Origin of the sequence: Kitasatospora sp. NPDC101157 (genome assembly GCF_044768255.1) — a bacterium.
Lineage (GTDB): Bacteria > Actinomycetota > Actinomycetes > Streptomycetales > Streptomycetaceae > Kitasatospora.
The window spans coordinates 70,493-88,350 of sequence record NZ_JBIWPL010000031.1 but is presented as its reverse complement, the minus strand read 5'-3'; the positions used below and the strand labels follow the sequence as shown (position 1 = coordinate 88,350).

Annotated in this window: 16 protein-coding genes; 10 read left to right on the top strand and 6 right to left on the bottom strand. The window is 72.7% G+C overall.

Annotation, left to right across the window (positions count from 1 at the left end; all coding sequences use genetic code 11):
* Nucleotides 1-476: 476 nt before the first annotated feature.
* Nucleotides 477-926: a PTS glucose transporter subunit IIA gene (locus ACIRVF_RS37550; RefSeq protein WP_402828540.1), complete on the top strand. Its 450-nt coding sequence runs from the start codon at nucleotides 477-479 to the stop codon at nucleotides 924-926.
* 104 nt (nucleotides 927-1,030) lie between these two features.
* Nucleotides 1,031-2,701, top strand: a complete 1,671-nt coding sequence (ptsP, locus tag ACIRVF_RS37545) for a phosphoenolpyruvate--protein phosphotransferase (protein ID WP_402828538.1) — start codon at nucleotides 1,031-1,033, stop codon at nucleotides 2,699-2,701.
* Nucleotides 2,702-2,771: 70 nt separating this feature from the next.
* Here the strand turns inward: ptsP and ACIRVF_RS37540 are convergent, their stop codons facing one another.
* Genes ACIRVF_RS37540 through ACIRVF_RS37530 form a run of 3 tightly spaced genes read right to left on the bottom strand, consistent with a single transcriptional unit; the run spans nucleotide 2,772 to nucleotide 6,504 of the window.
* Nucleotides 2,772-4,892, bottom strand: coding sequence for an acetoacetate--CoA ligase (locus tag ACIRVF_RS37540; protein ID WP_402828535.1), 2,121 nt, complete (start codon nucleotides 4,890-4,892; stop codon nucleotides 2,772-2,774).
* A 45-nt stretch (nucleotides 4,893-4,937) separates the two neighbouring features.
* Nucleotides 4,938-5,486: an NUDIX domain-containing protein gene (locus ACIRVF_RS37535; protein WP_402828532.1), complete on the bottom strand. Its 549-nt coding sequence runs from the start codon at nucleotides 5,484-5,486 to the stop codon at nucleotides 4,938-4,940.
* Between the two features lie 22 nt (nucleotides 5,487-5,508).
* A complete protein-coding gene (locus tag ACIRVF_RS37530) occupies nucleotides 5,509-6,504 on the bottom strand; it encodes an NUDIX hydrolase (protein ID WP_402828530.1) in 996 nt (331 codons plus the stop codon).
* Between the two features lie 161 nt (nucleotides 6,505-6,665).
* Between ACIRVF_RS37530 and mmuM the strand changes: the two genes are divergently transcribed.
* From mmuM to ACIRVF_RS37505, 5 genes are all read left to right on the top strand, one after another.
* On the top strand, nucleotides 6,666-7,610 hold the full coding sequence (mmuM, locus tag ACIRVF_RS37525; protein WP_402828528.1) for a homocysteine S-methyltransferase: 945 nt from the start codon (nucleotides 6,666-6,668) through the stop codon (nucleotides 7,608-7,610).
* A gap of 183 nt (nucleotides 7,611-7,793) precedes the next feature.
* Nucleotides 7,794-8,558, top strand: a complete 765-nt coding sequence (locus ACIRVF_RS37520; protein WP_402828525.1) for an IclR family transcriptional regulator — start codon at nucleotides 7,794-7,796, stop codon at nucleotides 8,556-8,558.
* A 300-nt stretch (nucleotides 8,559-8,858) separates the two neighbouring features.
* Nucleotides 8,859-9,578, top strand: coding sequence for an MIP/aquaporin family protein (locus ACIRVF_RS37515; RefSeq protein ID WP_402828522.1), 720 nt, complete (start codon nucleotides 8,859-8,861; stop codon nucleotides 9,576-9,578).
* Nucleotides 9,579-9,690: 112 nt separating this feature from the next.
* On the top strand, nucleotides 9,691-11,211 hold the full coding sequence (gene glpK, locus ACIRVF_RS37510; protein ID WP_279092764.1) for a glycerol kinase GlpK: 1,521 nt from the start codon (nucleotides 9,691-9,693) through the stop codon (nucleotides 11,209-11,211).
* 174 nt (nucleotides 11,212-11,385) lie between these two features.
* Entirely contained in the window at nucleotides 11,386-12,978 is a 1,593-nt protein-coding gene (locus ACIRVF_RS37505) for an FAD-dependent oxidoreductase (protein WP_402828517.1), read from the top strand.
* 165 nt (nucleotides 12,979-13,143) lie between these two features.
* Here the strand turns inward: ACIRVF_RS37505 and ACIRVF_RS37500 are convergent, their stop codons facing one another.
* Together ACIRVF_RS37500 and ACIRVF_RS37495 are read right to left on the bottom strand one after the other, a co-directional pair.
* On the bottom strand, nucleotides 13,144-14,541 hold the full coding sequence (locus ACIRVF_RS37500; RefSeq protein ID WP_402828514.1) for a GntP family permease: 1,398 nt from the start codon (nucleotides 14,539-14,541) through the stop codon (nucleotides 13,144-13,146).
* The gene (locus tag ACIRVF_RS37495; protein WP_402828511.1) at nucleotides 14,538-15,092 is read right to left on the bottom strand and encodes a gluconokinase; all 555 of its coding nucleotides are present in this window, start codon (nucleotides 15,090-15,092) and stop codon (nucleotides 14,538-14,540) included. The genes ACIRVF_RS37500 and ACIRVF_RS37495 overlap by 4 nt, the downstream gene beginning before the upstream one ends.
* 187 nt (nucleotides 15,093-15,279) lie before the next feature.
* Here ACIRVF_RS37495 and ACIRVF_RS37490 point away from each other — a divergent pair, with 187 nt between their 5' ends.
* From ACIRVF_RS37490 to ACIRVF_RS37480, 3 genes are all read left to right on the top strand, one after another.
* Complete coding sequence (locus ACIRVF_RS37490; RefSeq protein ID WP_402828508.1) at nucleotides 15,280-15,975, top strand: FadR/GntR family transcriptional regulator; 696 nt, start codon at nucleotides 15,280-15,282, stop codon at nucleotides 15,973-15,975.
* Nucleotides 15,976-16,146: 171 nt separating this feature from the next.
* Nucleotides 16,147-16,557 (top strand): hypothetical protein, encoded by a 411-nt coding sequence (locus ACIRVF_RS37485; RefSeq protein WP_402828505.1) that lies wholly within the window; start codon nucleotides 16,147-16,149, stop codon nucleotides 16,555-16,557.
* Entirely contained in the window at nucleotides 16,554-17,090 is a 537-nt protein-coding gene (locus ACIRVF_RS37480) for a hypothetical protein (RefSeq protein ID WP_402828502.1), read from the top strand. The genes ACIRVF_RS37485 and ACIRVF_RS37480 overlap by 4 nt, the downstream gene beginning before the upstream one ends.
* Here the strand turns inward: ACIRVF_RS37480 and ACIRVF_RS37475 are convergent.
* Nucleotides 17,087-17,845 carry a metallophosphoesterase gene (locus tag ACIRVF_RS37475; protein ID WP_402828501.1) on the bottom strand — a complete coding sequence of 253 codons (759 nt, stop codon included), beginning with the start codon at nucleotides 17,843-17,845 and terminating at the stop codon, nucleotides 17,087-17,089. The genes ACIRVF_RS37480 and ACIRVF_RS37475 overlap by 4 nt on opposite strands.
* Nucleotides 17,846-17,858 lie beyond the last annotated feature (13 nt).

The window sequence follows — 17,858 nt, the reverse complement described above, 5'->3', positions numbered from 1 at the left end:
TCTCAAGGAACGGACGCTTCCTTCGGACCGCCTTCCAGCGGGCCCTCCGGGCGCTTCGTTCTTTCGTGTTTCCAGCTTATCAGATGTTTTCCGCTTCGTTTGCCGGAGCTTTTCGCGTCTGAAACCTGGTGTTAACCGCTGAGTCGCGGCGACCTGACCAACCATAGCGGGTCGGCAGGCGGAGCGCGAATCGAGGCGCACCCCGGGTCACCCGGGTGGCCGCATGATTTGTTGCTCTCAGGAGCATATACAGCAATGGTCCCGATTCGCCAAGATACCTGTAGAGTGCGGCACATATGGCTAAGAGGACTAGACCAGTCGCGGGCCGTTGTGACGCCGGCCGGTAGGCGGGCGGGGCGTAGGTCTGCGGCCTCGAATGTCAGCATATGTCCGAAGTTGACATGATTTAGGCTTCAGTTGATCGTGTGCCGCACCGCGCGGCCGCTCGCTGTATTGCGCACTTGGGAGGCACAACCATGACCACTGTGACGTCGCCGCTGACCGGCAAGGTCGTCGGGCTCGCCGGCGTGCCGGACCCGGTGTTCTCGGGTGCGATGGTCGGCCCGGGCACCGCGATCGACCCGGTCCGTCAGCCCACCGAGGCGGTCGCTCCGGTGGACGGCGTCGTGGTCTCCATGCACCCTCACGCCTTCGTCGTGGTGGACGCCGACGGGCACGGTGTGCTGACCCACCTGGGGATCGACACCGTTCAGCTGAACGGCGAGGGCTTCGAACTGCTCGTCAGCAAGGGCGACACGGTGACCCGCGGTCAGGCCGTGATCCGGTGGGACCCGGCCGCCGTCGAGGCCGCCGGCAAGTCCCCGATCTCGCCGATCGTGGCGCTGGAGGCGGCCACCGACTCGCTGGTCGACGTCCACGAGGACGGCGAGGTCCGGGCGGGCGACAAGCTGTTCAGCTGGAGCTGACCCCTCAACCACAGACACACACCCGCCCCGCAGCGAGTTGACGGGGCGACCCGGCACTCAGCGGTTCCCGGCGGGGCCGCTCCTCTCAGTGGAGATACAGGTACATGGAGAAGACACTGCGCGGCGTGGGTGTCAGCCACGGGGTCGCGATCGGCCAGGTGCGGCACATGGGCACGGCGGTGCTGGAGCCGCCGACCACCCAGATCCCGGCCGAGGACGCCCCGCGCGAGCAGGCGCGCGCCCAGGCGGCCGTCGAGGCCGTCGCCGCGGACCTGATCGCGCGCGGCAACCTGGCGGGCGGCGAGGCGCAGGCGGTGCTGGAAGCCCAGGCCCTGATGGCGCAGGACCCGGAGCTGATGGCCGACGTGTCCCGCCGGATCGCCGTCGGCAGCAGCGCCGAGCGCGGTGTGTACGACGCCTTCGCGGCCTACCGGGCGCTGCTGGCCTCCGCCGGGGAGTACCTGGCCGGGCGGGTCGCCGACCTGGACGACGTGCGCAACCGCATCGTCGCCCGGCTGCTGGGCGTGCCGATGCCGGGTGTGCCGGACAGCGACGAGCCGTACGTGCTGTTCGCGCGGGACCTGGCGCCGGCCGACACCGCGCTGCTGGACCCGACGCTGGTGCTCGGCTTCGTGACCGAGGAGGGCGGCCCGACCAGCCACAGCGCCATCCTGGCCCGGGCGCTGGGCGTGCCGGCCGTGGTCGCGCTGCCCGGCGCGACGGACGTCGCCGAGGGCACCGTCGTCGCCGTGGACGGCAGCTCGGGCGATGTCCTGCTCGACCCCTCGCAGGAGAAGCAGGAGGAGCTGCGGGCGATCGCCGCCGAGCGCAGGGCCGCGCTGGCCGCCTCCACCGGTCCGGGGCAGACCTCGGACGGGCACCGGGTGCCGCTGCTGGCCAACGTGGGCGGCCCGGCGGACGTGCCGGCCGCGCTGGAGAACGGTGCCGAGGGCGTCGGCCTGTTCCGTACCGAGTTCCTGTTCCTGGACGACTCGGCGCAGGCTCCCAGCGAGGAGAAGCAGGTCGAGGCGTACCGCAAGGTGCTGGAGGCGTTCCCGGAGGGCCGGGTCGTGGTCCGGGTGCTGGACGCCGGCGCGGACAAGCCGCTGGACTTCCTGACCCCGGCCGACGAGCCGAACCCGGCGCTCGGCGTGCGCGGTCTGCGCACCCTGCTTGAGCACCCCGAGGTGCTGGCCACCCAGCTGCGGGCGCTGGCCACGGCCGCCGCGGGCCTGCCGGTGCACCTTGAGGTGATGGCCCCGATGGTGGCCGACCGCAAGGACGCCGGGGACTTCGCGGCCGCCTGCCGCAAGGCCGGGCTGGAGGCCAAGTTCGGCGCCATGGTGGAGATCCCGTCGGCCGCGCTGCGGGCCCGGGCGATCCTGCAGGAGGTCGAGTTCCTGTCGCTGGGCACCAACGACCTGGCGCAGTACACCTTCGCGGCCGACCGTCAGGTCGGTGCGCTGGCCCGGCTGCAGGACCCGTGGCAGCCGGCGCTGCTGGACCTGATCGCGGCGGCCGCCGAGGCTGCCCGGGCGACCGGCAAGAGCTGCGGCGTCTGCGGTGAGGCGGCCTCGGACCCGCTGCTGGCCGTGGTGCTGACCGGTCTGGGCGTCACCAGCCTCTCCATGGGCTCGGCCTCGATCCCCTACGTGCGGAGCACGCTGGCCAAGTACACGCTGGCGCAGTGCCGTCGGGCGGCCGAGGCGGCCCGGGCCGCGGACAGTGCCGAGGAGGCGCGGGCCGCGGCGCAGCAGGTGCTCTCCGGCGAGTAGGACGTGATGAGCGGAAGGGGCGCCCCCACCCTTGGCGGTGGGGGCGCCCCTTCGGCGTTCTCGGGGGCGGTCAGGCCTGGCGCTCGACCCGGAGCCGCTCGAAGAACCGCAGGTGGTCGAGGTTGTCGACGGAGCCGGGGTTGACGGCCTGCTCCAGCGGGGTGCCGGAGAGGATGCGCTTGACCGGGACCTCGATGCGCTTGCCGGTGAGGGTGTGCGGGAGGCCGCGGACGGCGATCACCTCGTCGGGGACGTGGCGCGGGGAGAGTTCGGTGCGCAGCGAGGTGCGGATGCGGCCGATGAGGTCCTGGTCGAGTTCGGCGCCGGGGGCGAGGACGACGAACAGCGGCATCCAGTAGCCGCCGTCGGGCTCCTCCAGGCCGATGACCAGGGACTCGGCGATCTCGGGGAGGCGTTCGACCACCTCGTAGATGTCCGAGGAGCCCATCCGGACGCCCTGGCGGTTGAGGGTGGAGTCGGAGCGGCCGTGGATGACGACGGTGCCGCGGGAGGTGACGGTGATCCAGTCGCCGTGGCGCCAGATGCCGGGGTAGGTGTCGAAGTAGCTGTCGTGGTAGCGGGTGCCCTCGGGGTCGTTCCAGAATCCGGTGGGCATCGACGGGATGGGCTTGGTGACGACGAGTTCGCCGACGGTGTCGGTGTGCGGGTGGCCCTGGACGTCCCAGGACTCCACGGCGGCGCCCAGGCAGGGGGCCTGGATCTCGCCGAGGTGCACGGGGAGGGTGGGGACGCCGCCGACGAAGCAGGAGCAGACGTCGGTGCCGCCGCTGACCGAGGCGAGCCAGACGTCCCGCTTGACCTCGTCGTAGATCCAGCGGAAGCCGTCGGGCGGGAGAGGGGAGCCGGTGGTGCCGATGCAGCGGACGGCGGACAGGTCGAGGTCGCGGCCGGGGTGCAGCTCGGCCTTGCGGCTGGCGATGACGTAGGCGGCGGAGGTGCCGAGGACGGTGGCGCGGGTGCGGGCGGCGACCGACCAGAGGGCGCCGGTGTCCGGGTGGCCCGGGCTGCCGTCGTAGGTGACGATCGTGGCCCCGACGAGGAGGCCGGCCAGCAGGAAGTTCCACATCATCCAGCCGGTGGAGGTGTACCAGAGGAAGCGGTCCTGGGGGCCGAGGTCGAGGTGGAGGCCGGCCTGCTTGAGGTGTTCGAGCAGGATGCCGCCCTGGCTCTGGACGATGGCCTTGGGCAGGCCGGTGGTGCCGGAGGAGTAGAGGACCCAGAGCGGGTGGTCGAAGGGGACGGGCTCGAAGACCGGTTCCACGTCGTCGGCGACGAGGTCGTCCCACCGGAGGGCTCCCTCGGGGGCGGGGGCGCCGAGCAGCGGGACGTGCACGACGGTGTGCAGGCTGGGGAGTTCGCGGCGCAGTTCGGCGACGACCTCGGTGCGGTCGTGGTCCTTGCCGCCGTAGTGGTAGCCGTCGACGGCGAACAGGACGGCGGGTTCGATCTGCTGGAGGCGGTCGAGGACGCTGCGGGCCCCGAAGTCGGGGGCGCAGCTGGTCCAGACGGCGCCGACGGCGGCGGTGGCGAGGAGGGCGACGGCGGCCTGCGGGATGTTGGGCAGGTAGGCGCTGACCCGGTCGCCGGGGCCGATGCCGCGGGCGCGCAGGGCGGCGGCCAGCGAGCCGACCTGGCGGCGGAGTTCGGCCCAGGTGAGGACGGCCGGCTGCTCGGTGGTCTCGTCGAGGTGGAGGATCGCCGGGCGGTCGGCGTTCGCTCCCCGCTCCCCGTCCGGGCCGGGCTCGGCGGCGCGCAGGGCGTGCTCGGCGTAGTTGAGGCGGGCGCCGGGGAACCAGCGGGCGCCGGGCATGGCCGGGTCGGCGAGGACGGCCTCGGGGGCCTCGGTGAAGCGGACGTCGAACCACTGGGTGACCGCGGTCCAGAAGCGGTCGAGGTCGGCGGTGGACCAGGCGTGCAGGTCGGCGTAGCGCTGGGCGGCCTGCTGGTCGTCGGCGGCCGGGGCCAGCGGGGCGGCCGGGGCGCCGTGGTGTTCGGCGGCCCAGGCCTGGAAGGCCACCAGGCTGGTGGCGGCGGCGCGAGCGGGGTTGGGGCGCCAGAGCGGCTGGTCCTGGGGTGGGGTGCTCACGGTGGTGGTCTCCCGGCCGTTGGTGGGGACGGGTGAGCTCGTGGCCAACCCGTCCGGTTGGGCTGTCGGTGCAGACCATGCCATGTGAGCGCCCGCTGCGCCAGGGTCGGCCGGAGGCTTCGCCGCTGCTCAGCTCGGGTCGAACTCGCCGTCGAACCAGCGGCGCAGGATGCCGTTGTGGAAGTCCCAGACGAGGGGGGTGTCGGCGGTGGCGAGGAACCAGCCGTCGGTCTCGTCGGTGGGGCGCGAGGGCGGGAGCTCGGCGAGCGGGCGGGCGGGGAGGAGCCCGCAGAGCATGACGAAGCGGCCGTTGGGGTCGGAGGCCGTGTGGATCAGGCGGACGTCAGCGGCGTCGGCCGGGATCCCGGTCTCCTCGGCGAGTTCGCGCACGCAGGCCTGCTGCCAGCTCTCGCCGAAGTCCATGTAGCCGCCGGGGAAGGCGAGTTCGCCGTAGCCGGGCTCGATCGTGCGGCGGATGACGACCAGGGCGGGGTCGGCGTCGGGCCGGGTCACGGGGAGGACGGTGACCGCGACGGGCAGCGGGTTGCGGTAGCTGATCTCGGCGCAGCCGGGGCAGGTCCGCGGCCAGGCCTCGGTGCCGGGCGGGTACGGGGTGCCGCAGAAGTGGCAGTGGGAGAACGGCCGGTGGATCGTTTGCATCGCCTCGTCCGTGGTCATGGCCGGATGGTAGCCCCCTCGTTCAGTGGGCCCGGTCGGCGGCCGGGGCCTTCCCGGTGGGCCCGGCCTCGGGCACGGTCCCGGTCTCGGGCCCGCTCCCGGCCCCGGTGGGCTCCTCGCGGGCGGGGCGGAGGAGGGCGGGGTGGAGCAGTCGGGCGTCGCCGGCGCGGTAGGTGCGGGCGCGGGGACCGCCGCGGGCGCCGCCGCGCTCGGTGGTGGCGCCGGTGCTCTCGACGAAGCCGGGGACGGAGAGCACCTTGCGGTGGAAGTTGCCGGGGTGGAGCTTCTCGTCCCAGACGGCCTCGTAGACGGCGCGCAGGTCGGGGATGGTGAAGTCGTGGGGCAGGAAGGCGGTGGCGAGCGGGCTGTACTCCAGCTTGGCACGCACCCTGTCGAGGCCGTCGGCGACGATGCGGGCGTGGTCGAAGGCCAGCGGGATCGGCCGCGGTGCGCCCGGGCGGGGACCGGTGTGCCCGTCGACGCCACCCCCGTGGGTGTCGGCGGGCACACCGGTGGCTCGGGTGCGGTCGGTGGACCGCGGGGCCAGGTCGAGGTCGGCGACCGGGTGCCAGGCGGCGGCCGCGGCGTCCGTCCCGGCCCGGGGGTCGGGCAGGTCCGGGGCGAAGGCGAGGTAGGCGACGGAGACGACGTGCATCCGAGGGTCCCGCTCGGGAGCGCCGTAGGTGCCGAGCTGTTCGAGGTGCAGGCGGCAGAGTGCGGCCTCGGTCTCGGAGGCGCCCTGCAGGCCCGTCTCCTCGGCGAGTTCGCGGGCGGCGGCCTCGTCCAGGCCCTCCTCCCCCGCCCGCAGGAAGCCGCCGGGCAGCGCCCAGCAGCCGTGGAACGGCGGGGCGCCGCGTTCGACCAGCAGCACGTGCAGGCGGCCGGCCCGCAGCGTGAGGGCGACGACGTCGACGGTGACGGCGATCGGGGCGTAGGCGCGCGGGTCGTAGGCGGCGAGCCATTCCTGCTCGGCCGTGGCCCCGGCGGCGGGCTGGGGGGACGGTTCGTCCGCTGCCATCGCCGGCTCCTCTCCTCGCCCGCCGGGGCACCTGTTGCCGTCGTTCTCGGGATGAGCACAACGTAACGACTTCGTTCCCCGGCGGCAAACGGTTTTCCCGGTGCCCGGGGGCCTCCGGCTTCTAGGCTGTGACCAGGAACGACCGTGCCGAGGAGGCCGCCATGCCCACTGCTCCCCCGCCGGACTTCGCCGCGGCGCTGGCCGCCGGTCCGCTCGTCCTGGACGGCGGGATGTCCAACCAGTTGGCGGCCGCCGGGCACGACCTGTCGGACGCGCTGTGGTCGGCGCGGCTGCTCGCGGACGACCCGGAGGCGGTGGTCGCGGCGCACCGGGCGTACTTCGCCGCGGGGGCCGAGGTCGCCATCACGGCGAGCTACCAGGCGAGCTTCGAGGGCTTCGCCCGGCGCGGGGTGGGGCATGCGGCGGCCGCGCGGCTGCTGGCGAGCAGCGTGGAGCTGGCCCGGGAGGCGGTGCGGGCGGAGCCGGGCGGGCGGCGGCGCTGGGTGGCGGCCTCGGTGGGCCCGTACGGGGCGGTGCTCGCGGACGGTTCGGAGTACCGGGGCCGCTACGGGCTGAGCCACGCCGAGCTGGTGGCCTTCCACCGGCCGCGGCTGGAGGTACTGGCGGCGGCCCGGCCGGACGTGCTGGCCCTGGAGACGGTGCCGGACGCGGACGAGGCGCGGGCGCTGCTGGAGCTGGTGCGCGGGCTGGGGGTGCCGGCCTGGCTGTCGTACAGCGTGGCGGACGGCCGGACGAGGGCCGGGCAGCCGCTGGCGGAGGCGTTCGCGCTGGCCGCGGAGGTGGACGAGGTGCTGGCGGTGGGCGTCAACTGCTGCACGCCGGGGGACGCCGACCTGGCGGTGGCGGTGGCCGCCGAGGTGACCGGCAAGCCGGTGGTGGTCTATCCGAACAGTGGGGAGGAGTGGGACCCGGACCGCCGGGACTGGCGCGGGGAGCCGACGTTCCGCTCGGCGCGGGTGGGCGGCTGGCTGGCGGACGGCGCCCGGCTGGTCGGCGGCTGCTGCCGGGTGGGTACGGACGGGATCGCCGCGCTGGCGGCCGAGGTGGCGGTGCGGCGCGGGGTGCTCAGCGGGGTGGAGGGGTAGCGCCGGCCGGGTAGGGCGGCCAGGGGGCGCGGGGCAAGGGGGGCCGAGGGGCACGGAGGTTAACACCCGGCCGAGCCCGGGTTACCGAGGGGGAAGGTGCACGGACGGACGACGGCCTGGCAGACTCGTCCCGTCACCACTGTGGTCGACAATGTCGACCGCCTGTCAGCGCGGAGGTACCCCATGCCCGGCCCGATCCAGTCGCTCTCCCGGGCCGCCGCGATCATGCGCCTGCTGGCCGGCGGCGAGCGCCGCCTGGGACTTTCCGAGGTCGCGACCGCCCTGGACCTGGCCAAGGGCACCGCGCACGGCATCCTGCGCACGCTGCAGCAGGAGGGGTTCGTCGAGCAGGACCCGGAGAGCGGCAAGTACCAGCTGGGAGCCGAACTGCTGCGGCTCGGGCAGAGCTACCTGGACGTGCACGAGCTGCGGGCGCGGGCGCTGGTGTGGGCGGACGACCTGGCCCGGGCGGCCGGCGAGACCGTCTACCTGGGGGTGCTGCACCAGCAGGGCGTGCTGATCGTGCACCACGTCTTCCGCCCCGACGACACCCGGCAGGTGCTGGAGGTCGGTTCGATGCAGCCGCTGCACAGCACCGCGATCGGCAAGGTACTGGTGGCCTACGACCCGGTCGCACGCGGGGAGTTGGGCGACGGGCCGTACGAGTCGTACACCCTGCGGACGTTGACCGGAGCGGCCGACCTGGACGCCGAGTGCGCGCTGATCCGGGAGCGCGGCTGGGCGGACTCGGTCGAGGAGACCTGGGAGGGCGTGGCCTCGATCGCCGCGCTGATCCAGGACCGCCGGCGCAACCCGGTGGGCGCGGTGTGCATCAACGGGCCGGTGGAACGGGTCTGCGAGGACGGCTTCGTGAAGCCCTCGCTGGTGGCCTCGGTGCGCAGCGCGGCGCGGGCGATCTCCCGCGACCTGGGCGCCGGGCGGTTCTGAGTACAGCGGTCGATTCGTCACGCTGAGGCGCGGACGGGCGCTGAGCCTGTCCGCGCCTTGGCGTTTTGTCCCGATTCGGGGCGCTCCGCTGGGTAACTTCGGGGGACCGACCGAGGGAAGGGTCACAGCTGAGTAACCCTGCCTTGACGTGGGGCCGACCTGGGGAGGAAGCTTCCGCATGACGGTCGACATTGTCGAACGATGGCCGGGAAGATCACTCCCACAGCGCGCTCACCCGCACAGGGTTCCACCGGCCACCTGCCCCCACCCGCACCTCCGGGCATTGACAAGGGAGTCTTTGTGTCCGCGTTCTCCAACGGCGACGTCTTCGTCGGCGAAACCCTCGGCACCGCCGCCCTGATACTCCTCGGCGGTGGCGTCTGCGCCGCCGTGACCCTCAAGAAGTCGAAGGCCATGAACGCCGGTTGGCTGGCGATCACCTTCGGCTGGGGCTTCGCGGTCCTGATCGCCGCCTACATGACCGGCGCCAAGTCCGGCGCCCACCTGAACCCGGCCGTCACCATCGCGCTCGCGGTCAAGAGCGGCGACTGGAGCCAGGTGCCGCTCTACATCGGCTCCCAGATGCTCGGCGCCATCATCGGCGCCGTGCTGGTCTGGCTCACCTACCTCGGCCAGTTCCAGGCCAACAAGGAGCCCACCCTCGGCATCTTCTCGACCGGGCCCGAGATCCGGAACCCGATCCAGAACGTGATCACCGAGGTCATCGGCACCTTCGTGCTCTGCATGGCGATCCTGACCCTCGGCACCACCAAGGGCCTGGACAGCAGCGGCATGGGCACCCTGATCGTCGCCCTCACCGTCGTCGGCATCGGTCTCTCGCTCGGCGGCCCCACCGGCTACGCCATCAACCCGGCCCGCGACCTCGGCCCGCGCATCGCGCACGCGCTGCTGCCGATCCCCAACAAGGGCAGCTCCGACTGGTCCTACGCCTGGGTCCCGGTCGTCGGCCCGATCCTGGGCGGCCTGGCGGCCGGCGGCGTGTACAACGCCCTCTTCTAAAGGACGGGTTCGAACCCGCCGCGCACGGGGACTGACCGGACGGACGTCCATCCAACGTCCGGTCGGGCCCACCCACCCCGCAACCCCCGAACCTGAGCCGAGGACCCTCCACATGACCTCCACTGGCAACTACATCGCCGCGATCGACCAGGGCACCACCTCCAGCCGCTGCATCATCTTCGGCGCCGACGGCCGGATCGTCGCCGTCGACCAGCAGGAGCACCGGCAGATCTTCCCCCAGCCCGGCTACGTCGAGCACGACGCCGCCGAGATCTGGACCCGGGTGCAGTCGGTCGTCCGCGGTGCCCTGGAGAAGGCCGGTCTGACCAAGGACGACATCCGCGCGATCGGCATCACCAACCAGCGCGAGACCACCGTCCTGTGGGACAAGAACACCGGTGAGCCGGTGCACAACGCGCTGGTGTGGCAGGACACCCGCACCGAGGCGCTCTGCCGCGAGCTGGGTCGCAACGTCGGCCAGGACCGCTTCCGCCGCGAGACCGGCCTCCCGCTGGCCAGCTACTTCGCCGGCCCGAAGATCCGCTGGCTGCTGGACAACGTCGAGGGCCTGCGCGAGCGCGCCGAGGCCGGCGACATCCTGTTCGGCACCATGGACACCTGGGTGATCTGGAACCTCACCGGCGGCGTCGACGGCGGCAAGCACGTCACCGACGTGACCAACGCCAGCCGCACCATGCTGATGAACCTCAAGACCCTGGCCTGGGACGAGAGCATCGCCGAGTCGATGGGCGTGCCGATGGCCGTCCTGCCGGAGATCCGCTCCTCCGCCGAGGTGTACGGCGAGGCCGTCGGCGACCTGGCCGGCGTCCCGGTCGCCTCCGCGCTCGGCGACCAGCAGGCCGCGCTGTTCGGCCAGACCTGCTTCGACGAGGGCGAGGCCAAGTCCACCTACGGCACCGGCACCTTCCTGCTGCTGAACACCGGCGAGAAGATCGTCAACTCGTACCACGGCCTGCTGACCACGGTCGGCTACCGGATCGGTGACCAGGCCCCGGTGTACGCGCTGGAGGGCTCGATCGCCGTCACCGGCTCGCTCGTCCAGTGGCTGCGCGACCAGCTCGGCATCATCTCCACCGCCGCCGAGATCGAGACCCTCGCCAACACCGTCGAGGACAACGGCGGCGCCTACTTCGTCCCGGCCTTCTCCGGCCTGTTCGCCCCGTACTGGCGCTCCGACGCCCGCGGGGTGATCGCCGGTCTGACCCGGTACGTCACCAAGGGCCACCTGGCCCGGGCCGTCCTGGAAGCCACCGCCTGGCAGACCCGCGAGGTCGTCGACGCCATGCAGAAGGACTCCGGGGTCGAGCTCACCGCGCTCAAGGTCGACGGCGGCATGACCAGCAACAACCTGCTCATGCAGAACATCGCCGACGTCCTGGACGCCCCGGTCGAGCGGCCGTACGTGGCCGAGACCACCGCCCTCGGCGCGGCCTACGCGGCCGGACTCGCCGTCGGCTTCTGGAACGACCTCGACACCCTGCGGGCCAACTGGCACCGCGCCGCCGAGTGGACCCCGCGCATGGACGAGGCCACCCGCGAGCGCGAGTACAAGAAGTGGCTCAAGGCCGTGGAGCGCACCATGGGCTGGGTGGAGGAGGAAGAGAACAACTGATCGAAAGCCGGTCGGGGCCCCTGGCCCCGGCCGGCCGCCCGCTGTTCCGGCAACGGGTGCCAACGGGTTCAACCCGGCCCGCCGCACCGGGCCGACCGGCCTCTCCCGCAGGGGCCGCACCGCACACGAGAGGAGTAACGGCGCCGCCCGACCAGCGCGCCGTACACAACCACCATGGCAACCATCCCGACCCTGGGCGCCGAGCGCACCGCCGGCCGCACCGCTTCCCGCGCCGAGACCCGCGAGCTGCTCGGCAAGGCCACCTACGACCTGCTGGTGATCGGGGGCGGCATCCTCGGCACGGCCGTCGCCTGGACCGCGTCCCAGGCCGGCCTGAAGGTCGCCATGGTCGACGCCGGCGACTTCGCCGGTGCCACCTCCAGCGCCTCCTCCAAGCTGGTCCACGGCGGTCTGCGCTACCTGCAGACCGGCGCGGTCAAGCTGGTCGCGGAGAACCACAAGGAGCGCCGCGCGCTCTCCACCGACGTGGCCCCGCACCTCGTCAACCCGCTGACCTTCTTCGTGCCGGTCTACAAGGGCGGCCCGCACGGCGCGGCCAAGCTCGGCGCCGGCGTGTTCCTGTACTCCGCGCTGTCCGCCTTCCGCGACGGCATGGGCCGGGTCTCCACCGCCGCCCACGCCGCCCAGCAGGTGCCCGCGCTGCGCACCGAGGGCCTGCGCTCGGTGGCCGTCTACGGCGACCACCAGATGAACGACTCGCGCGTCGCGGTGATGACCGTGCGCGCCGCCGTCGACGCCGGCGCCGTGGTGCTCAACCACGCCGAGGTGACCGGCCTGCGCTTCACCGGCGGCCGGGTCACCGGCGCCGAGCTGCGCGACCGCCTGGACGGCAGCGAGTTCGGCGTCAACGCCCGCCTGGTGCTCAACGCCACCGGCCCGTGGGTGGACCACCTGCGCAAGATGGAGGACGCCGGCGCCGCGCCGTCGATCCGCCTCTCCAAGGGCGCCCACGTCGTCGTCAAGCGCCGCTCGCCGTGGCGTGCCGCGCTGACCATCCCGATCGACAAGTACCGCGTCTCCTTCGCCATCCCGTGGGAGGACCACGTCCTGCTCGGCACCACCGACGAGGAGTACACCGGCGACCCGAAGGACGTCCGGGCCACCGACGCGGACATCGACCAGATCATGGGCGAGGCCGCGCACGCGATCCGCGACGAGCACCTCGACCGCGACCTGATCACCTACTCCTTCGCCGGTCTGCGCGTGCTGCCCGGCGGTCCGGGCGACACCGCCGCCGCGAAGCGCGAGACCGTGGTCACCGAGGGCCGCGGCGGCATGCTGTCGGTCTCCGGCGGCAAGTGGACCACCTACCGGCACATCGGCCGCGCCGTGCTGGAGAAGCTGGCCCTCGTGCCCGGCACCAGCCTCGGCGAGGACATGTCCCCGATCGCCCCGACCGTCCCGCTGCCGGGCGTCGGCGCGCCGAACGCGGTGGCGCACCGCCTGCTGATCGACCGCGAGCCGGGCTCGCGGATGGAGCCGCTGGTGGCCAAGCACCTGGCCAGCCACTACGGCACGCTCTCCTTCGAGATCGCCCGCATGATCGACGAGAACCCGGAGCTCGGCCGGCCGATCCACGAGGACGGTCCGGACGTCTGGGCGCAGGTCGCCTACGCGGCCGACAACGAGTGGGCGTACACCGCGGACGACGTGCTGCGGCGCCGCACCACCATGACGGTGCGCGGGCTGGACACCCCGGAGATCCGGGGCGAGGTCGAGGCCTTCCTGGCGAAGCGCTCCAAGTAACCGGCGTACGGCGGACGGGCGTTCGGGGTTCCACCCGGACGCCCGTCCGGCGTTTGCGTCCGGGTCGGACCGGTCCGGTCGGTTCTACCGGCGCACCGGCCTTCCGAACGCCGATGGGCGGCACCGTACGGTGCCGCCCATCGGCGGTGGTGCGCGCGGGGTGCGCTAGACGAGCAGGCTCAGCGGCAGGATCAGGGCTATGGCGACGACCGAGATGACCGTCTCCATCACCGACCAGGACTTCAGCGTCTGGCCGACGCTCATCCCGAAGTACTCCTTCACCAGCCAGAAGCCGGCGTCGTTGACGTGCGAGAAGAACAGCGAACCGGCGCCGACCGCGAGCACCAGCAGGGCCGAGTGGGTCGAGGACATGTTCGCCGCGAGCGGGGAGACGATGCCGGCCGCGGTGATGGTGGCGACCGTCGCCGAACCGGTGGCCAGGCGGATCAGCACCGCGATCAGCCAGCCCAGCAGCAGCGCCGAGATGTGCCACTGGCCGGCCCAGTGGCTGACCATGTCGCCGACGCCCACGTCGATCAGGGTCTGCTTGAAGCCGCCGCCCGCGCCGACGATGAACACGATGCCCGCGATCGGGCCGAGCGCCTTGCCGACGGTGTCGGAGATCCGCGCCCTGTCGAAGCCGGCGGCCCTCCCGAGGGTCAGCATGCCGAGCAGCGTCGCCGCCAGCAGGGCGATCAGCGGGGAGCCGACGAAGTCGAGCACCCGCTGGACCATCGCCTTCGGGTCGTCGATCACGACGTCCGCCAGGGCCTTGCCGAGCATCAGCACGACCGGCAGAAGGATGGTCGCCAGCACCGCGCCGAAGGACGGAGTGTGCTCGCGCTCGACCGGCTCCTCGGGGGTGACGGCGGTCGGGATCTCCAGCGGGCCCACCCAGCGCTCGGCGACCCGGGAGAACAGCGGGCCGGCGATGACCAGGGTCGGGATCGCGACCAGCAGGCCCAGCGCCAGGGTGATGCCGAGATCGGCCTTCAGCGCGTCGATCGCGACCAGCGGGCCCGGGTGCGGGGGCACTAGGCCGTGCAGCACCGACAGGCCGGCCAGGGCGGGGATGCCGACCCGCATCAGCGGCACGTTGCCGCGCCGGGCGACCAGCAGCACGATCGGGATCAGCAGGACGACGCCGACCTCGAAGAACAGCGGCAGGCCGAGCAGGGCGGCGATCAGCGCCATCGCCCAGGGCAGCGCCTTGCTGCCGGTCCGGGCCAGCACGGTGTCCGCGATGATGTTGGCGCCGCCGGAGTCGGCGAGCAGCTTGCCGAGCATCGCGCCCAGGCCGATCAGCAGGCCGACGCTGGCCACGGTGGAGCCGAAGCCCGTGGAGAAGCTGTTCAGCAGCTTGTCGAAGGGGGCGCCCGCGACGACGGCCAGCAGTCCGGAGCCGAGCGTGAGGGCGAGGAAGGGGTGCAGCTTCAGCCGGGTGATCAGCAGGATGATCGCACCGATGCTGAGCAGCACCGCGATCAGCAGCTGGGTGTTGTCGCCGGTGTGCGGCAGGGCCGGTGGGGCGGCCGCCAGCAGAGTAGTGGGGGCAATGGTCACGCGAGGTCTCCATTGACGGGCCGCAGCAGCGCCACGGCCATCTCGACGAGTTCTTCGGGGGACGGGCCCACGTCCAGCACGGCGCCGTTCTCGTCCGCACCCAGGGGCTCCAAGGTGGCGTACTGGGAATCGAGCAGCGACGTCGGCATGAAGTGGCCGGTGCGGTGGGAGAGCCGGTCTCCGACCAGCTCGTGGCCACCGCTGAGGTGCAGGAAGAAGGCGTCCGGGGCGTCCGCGCGCAGGATGTCGCGGTAGCCGTGCTTCAACGCCGAGCAGGTGACCACGCCCCCGGTGCCGGCCTCGGTGCGGGCCTTGAGCCACGCGCCGATTGCGCGCAGCCAGGGCTCACGGTCCTGGTCGTCCAGCGGGATGCCGGCGGACATCTTGGCGATGTTGGCCGGCGGGTGGAACTCGTCCGCCTCGGCGAAGGGGAGATCGAGGCGGTCGGCCAGGAGTCGGGCCAGGGTCGTCTTGCCGACCCCGGAGACGCCCATCACCACGACGGTGCGGGGGGCGTCCGGGAGGGCGCGGTTCTCGACGTTGAGAGCCATGGGTGGTGCTCCTTCGTTGCAGGCCGCCACTATCGCTTCAAAGATATGACGTATTCAAGTGGGGGAAACCAAATCGTCATACTTTTACTTCCCCCCGGAGGTGCGGGTGGAGGCGGGGGTGACCGAGCGCGTGGGCGGGGCGGAGGGTGACGTGGGGGTTCGGGCGGATGGCGTCTACGCTGGGCGGATGGAGATCCAGGGGCTGCCCGGTCGGGTGCTTGACGAGCTCGGGCCGGCGATCGCGTCGGGGGAGATCCCCGAGGGCGCGGTGCTGCGCGGGGAGGAGCTGGAGCAGCGGTTCGGGGTGTCCCGGACGGTCGTCCGGGAGGCGGTGCGCGTCCTGGAGGGGATGCGCCTGGTCGCGTCCCGGCGGCGGGTCGGGATCACCGTCCAGCCGAAGTCGCTCTGGGACGTCTTCGACCCGATGGTGATCCGCTGGCGCCTGGCCGGTGCCGACCGGCCCGCCCAGCTGCGCTCGCTCGGCTCGCTGCGGGTGGCCGTCGAACCGGCCGCGGCCGCGCTCGCCGCCACCCACGCCACCGACGACGACCGGCGCGAACTCAGCTCACTGGCCGTGGAGTTGACGGTCGCCGCACGGGAGGCCGACCTCACCACCTTCCTCGGGCACGACATCGCCTTCCACGCACTGGTGCTGCGCGCCTCCGGGAACGAGATGTTCGCCCACCTCGGGGACACCGTGGGGGCGGTGCTCACCGGCCGGACCGAGTACCATCTGATGCCCCATCAGCCCGAACCGTACGCGATCAGGCTGCACCGGGAGGTCGCCGACGCGATCTGCGGGGGCGACGCCGTCCACGCGGAACGGGCGATGCGGACGATCGTCACGGGCGCCCTGGAGGAGCTCAACCTGCAGTTGGACTGAGCTCCCACCTCCGCCTGCCCCGGATCACACGATTTGACGGCAGTTCGGCGGAATTCGGACGCATGCTCCGGGTTCGGCGGGGGCAGAGTGAGGCAAGGGGGCGCGTTTCGCGTGCGCCCGTTCCCCGTCCACACCGTCACCGAGACCGGATTCGCGCCTGGGGGTCCTCCGATGTCCCTGCCACGCCGCCGTCGCCGCCTGCCCGACGAGGTGCGCGCCGCCGCGGTCCGGGCCGTGCTGTGCCTGGCCTTCACGCTGGTCGGCGTGGTGGTCGCGACCCTGGCCTCGTACGCGGGCACTTGGCTGATGACGCCCGCACTGCTGGCGATGGGGCTCGGGGTGTTCGGCACGATGTGGTGCCTGCTGGAGATCCTGATCTCCCGCCAGATCGCCGCCCAACGGATGCGCGGGCCGAACCCCGCCCACCCGATGGCCGGAAGCCGGGTGCCCGCCGAACCGCCGGCCGCCCGGCCGCTCCCCCGGCCGGGCAACCAGCAAGGCCGGCCTGGCCCTCCCGGGCAGCCGGGCCAGCCGCCGTACCGGCCCCAACCGCCGCACCAGCCGAGGCTGCCGGCAGCGTGACCGGCCTGCTGGAGGCGCTCTCGGTCGACCTGCCCGACACCGTACGGACCTTGGACGACAAGGCCGTCGCCGAGGTCGGGCTGCAGCGGCTGCGGGCCGCCGGGCGGGCCAACCTGATCGCCGACCCGGTCGAGTACGAGGCCCTCCAGGGCCCGACCGAGGGCTCCACCCTGTACGCGGTGTTCGGCGACTCGATGTTCGTGGCCAGCAAGGCACTGGTGCTGGACGACCTGGCCCGCGCGGTCACCGGGCGCGAACTCCCCGAGGAGGGAGCCCTGTTCGCGGTGCCCAGCCGGGACTACCTGTTCTTCCATCCGCTCGCCGAGGCCGGGGTCGCGGGTGCCGTCAACGACCTGGCGTCGATGGCCCTGCGCGTTCACCAGGAGAACCCGGGGCCGCTGTCGCCCCGGCTCTACTGGTGGCACAAGGGCGAGGTGACCAACCTGACCGTGATCGACGAGGCCGATCGCTCCTTCTCCATCGTGCCACCCGCCGAACTCATGGAGATCCTGCGCCGGTTGGCGGGGAGCTAGTCGGCGACCACCCGGTAGTGGGTGGTGAGCCGGCCGCCGTCCAGGACGTGGAAGGCGAGCATCGGCGGGTGGTCGAAGAGGATGCCCTTGCCGCCCTCGCAGGGCAGCGTGATGGTGGAGACCACCCCGGGCGCGACCAGCACCGGGAGGCCGGCGAAGGTGGTCGCGGCGGAGGTGTGGGCGTGGCCGCAGAGCAGCGCGGCCACCCGGGGGTGGCGGCCCAGCACCTGCGCCAGCCGTTCCTCGCCGAACTGGCGGATCCCGTCGACGAACGGGACGTGCAGTTCGACGGGCGGGTGATGGAAGGCCACCAGGGCTGGCAACTCCTGGCGGCCCGAGGCCAGTTGGGCGTCCAGCCAGTCCATGGTCAGGTCGTCCAGCAGGCCGTCGTGCTGCCCGGGTATGGAGGAGTCGAGCATCAGCACGTCGGCGCCGGGCAGTCGGTGCAGCCGGTTGACCGGGTCGGTGGTGGGCTCCTCACCGAGCAGCACCTCCCGGTACGGTGCCCTGCTGTCGTGGTTGCCGGGGCAGGTCAGCACCGGGTGCCGCGAGGCCAGCACCTCGGCGGCCTGCCGGTACTCCTCGGGCAGGCCGTGGTCGGCGAGGTCACCGGTGACCAGCACCGCGTCGAGCGGGCCGGGCAGGGCGTCGAGGTACGCCATCACCTGCTCGGCCCGCCGCCGGGCCCGCTTGCCCGCGTCCCGGCGGTGGACCTGGCCGAGATGGATGTCACTGAGGTGCGCGATCGTCAGCATGGTGATCACGCTA

Excerpts from the sequence above, each read along its gene's own strand:
- ACIRVF_RS37520 (WP_402828525.1), top strand. The coding sequence starts at position 7,794 with ATGCCCGGCCCGATCCAGTCGCTCTCCCGGGCCGCCGCGATCATGCGC.
- ACIRVF_RS37505 (WP_402828517.1), top strand. The coding sequence starts at position 11,386 with ATGGCAACCATCCCGACCCTGGGCGCCGAGCGCACCGCCGGCCGCACC.
- ACIRVF_RS37530 (WP_402828530.1), bottom strand. The coding sequence starts at position 6,504 with ATGGCAGCGGACGAACCGTCCCCCCAGCCCGCCGCCGGGGCCACGGCC.
- ACIRVF_RS37535 (WP_402828532.1), bottom strand. The coding sequence starts at position 5,486 with ATGACCACGGACGAGGCGATGCAAACGATCCACCGGCCGTTCTCCCAC.
- ACIRVF_RS37490 (WP_402828508.1), top strand. The coding sequence starts at position 15,280 with ATGGAGATCCAGGGGCTGCCCGGTCGGGTGCTTGACGAGCTCGGGCCG.
- ACIRVF_RS37475 (WP_402828501.1), bottom strand. The coding sequence starts at position 17,845 with ATGCTGACGATCGCGCACCTCAGTGACATCCATCTCGGCCAGGTCCAC.
- ptsP (WP_402828538.1), top strand. The coding sequence starts at position 1,031 with ATGGAGAAGACACTGCGCGGCGTGGGTGTCAGCCACGGGGTCGCGATC.
- ACIRVF_RS37550 (WP_402828540.1), top strand. The coding sequence starts at position 477 with ATGACCACTGTGACGTCGCCGCTGACCGGCAAGGTCGTCGGGCTCGCC.
- ACIRVF_RS37485 (WP_402828505.1), top strand. The coding sequence starts at position 16,147 with ATGTCCCTGCCACGCCGCCGTCGCCGCCTGCCCGACGAGGTGCGCGCC.
- ACIRVF_RS37495 (WP_402828511.1), bottom strand. The coding sequence starts at position 15,092 with ATGGCTCTCAACGTCGAGAACCGCGCCCTCCCGGACGCCCCCCGCACC.
- ACIRVF_RS37540 (WP_402828535.1), bottom strand. The coding sequence starts at position 4,892 with ATGGCATGGTCTGCACCGACAGCCCAACCGGACGGGTTGGCCACGAGC.
- mmuM (WP_402828528.1), top strand. The coding sequence starts at position 6,666 with ATGCCCACTGCTCCCCCGCCGGACTTCGCCGCGGCGCTGGCCGCCGGT.
- glpK (WP_279092764.1), top strand. The coding sequence starts at position 9,691 with ATGACCTCCACTGGCAACTACATCGCCGCGATCGACCAGGGCACCACC.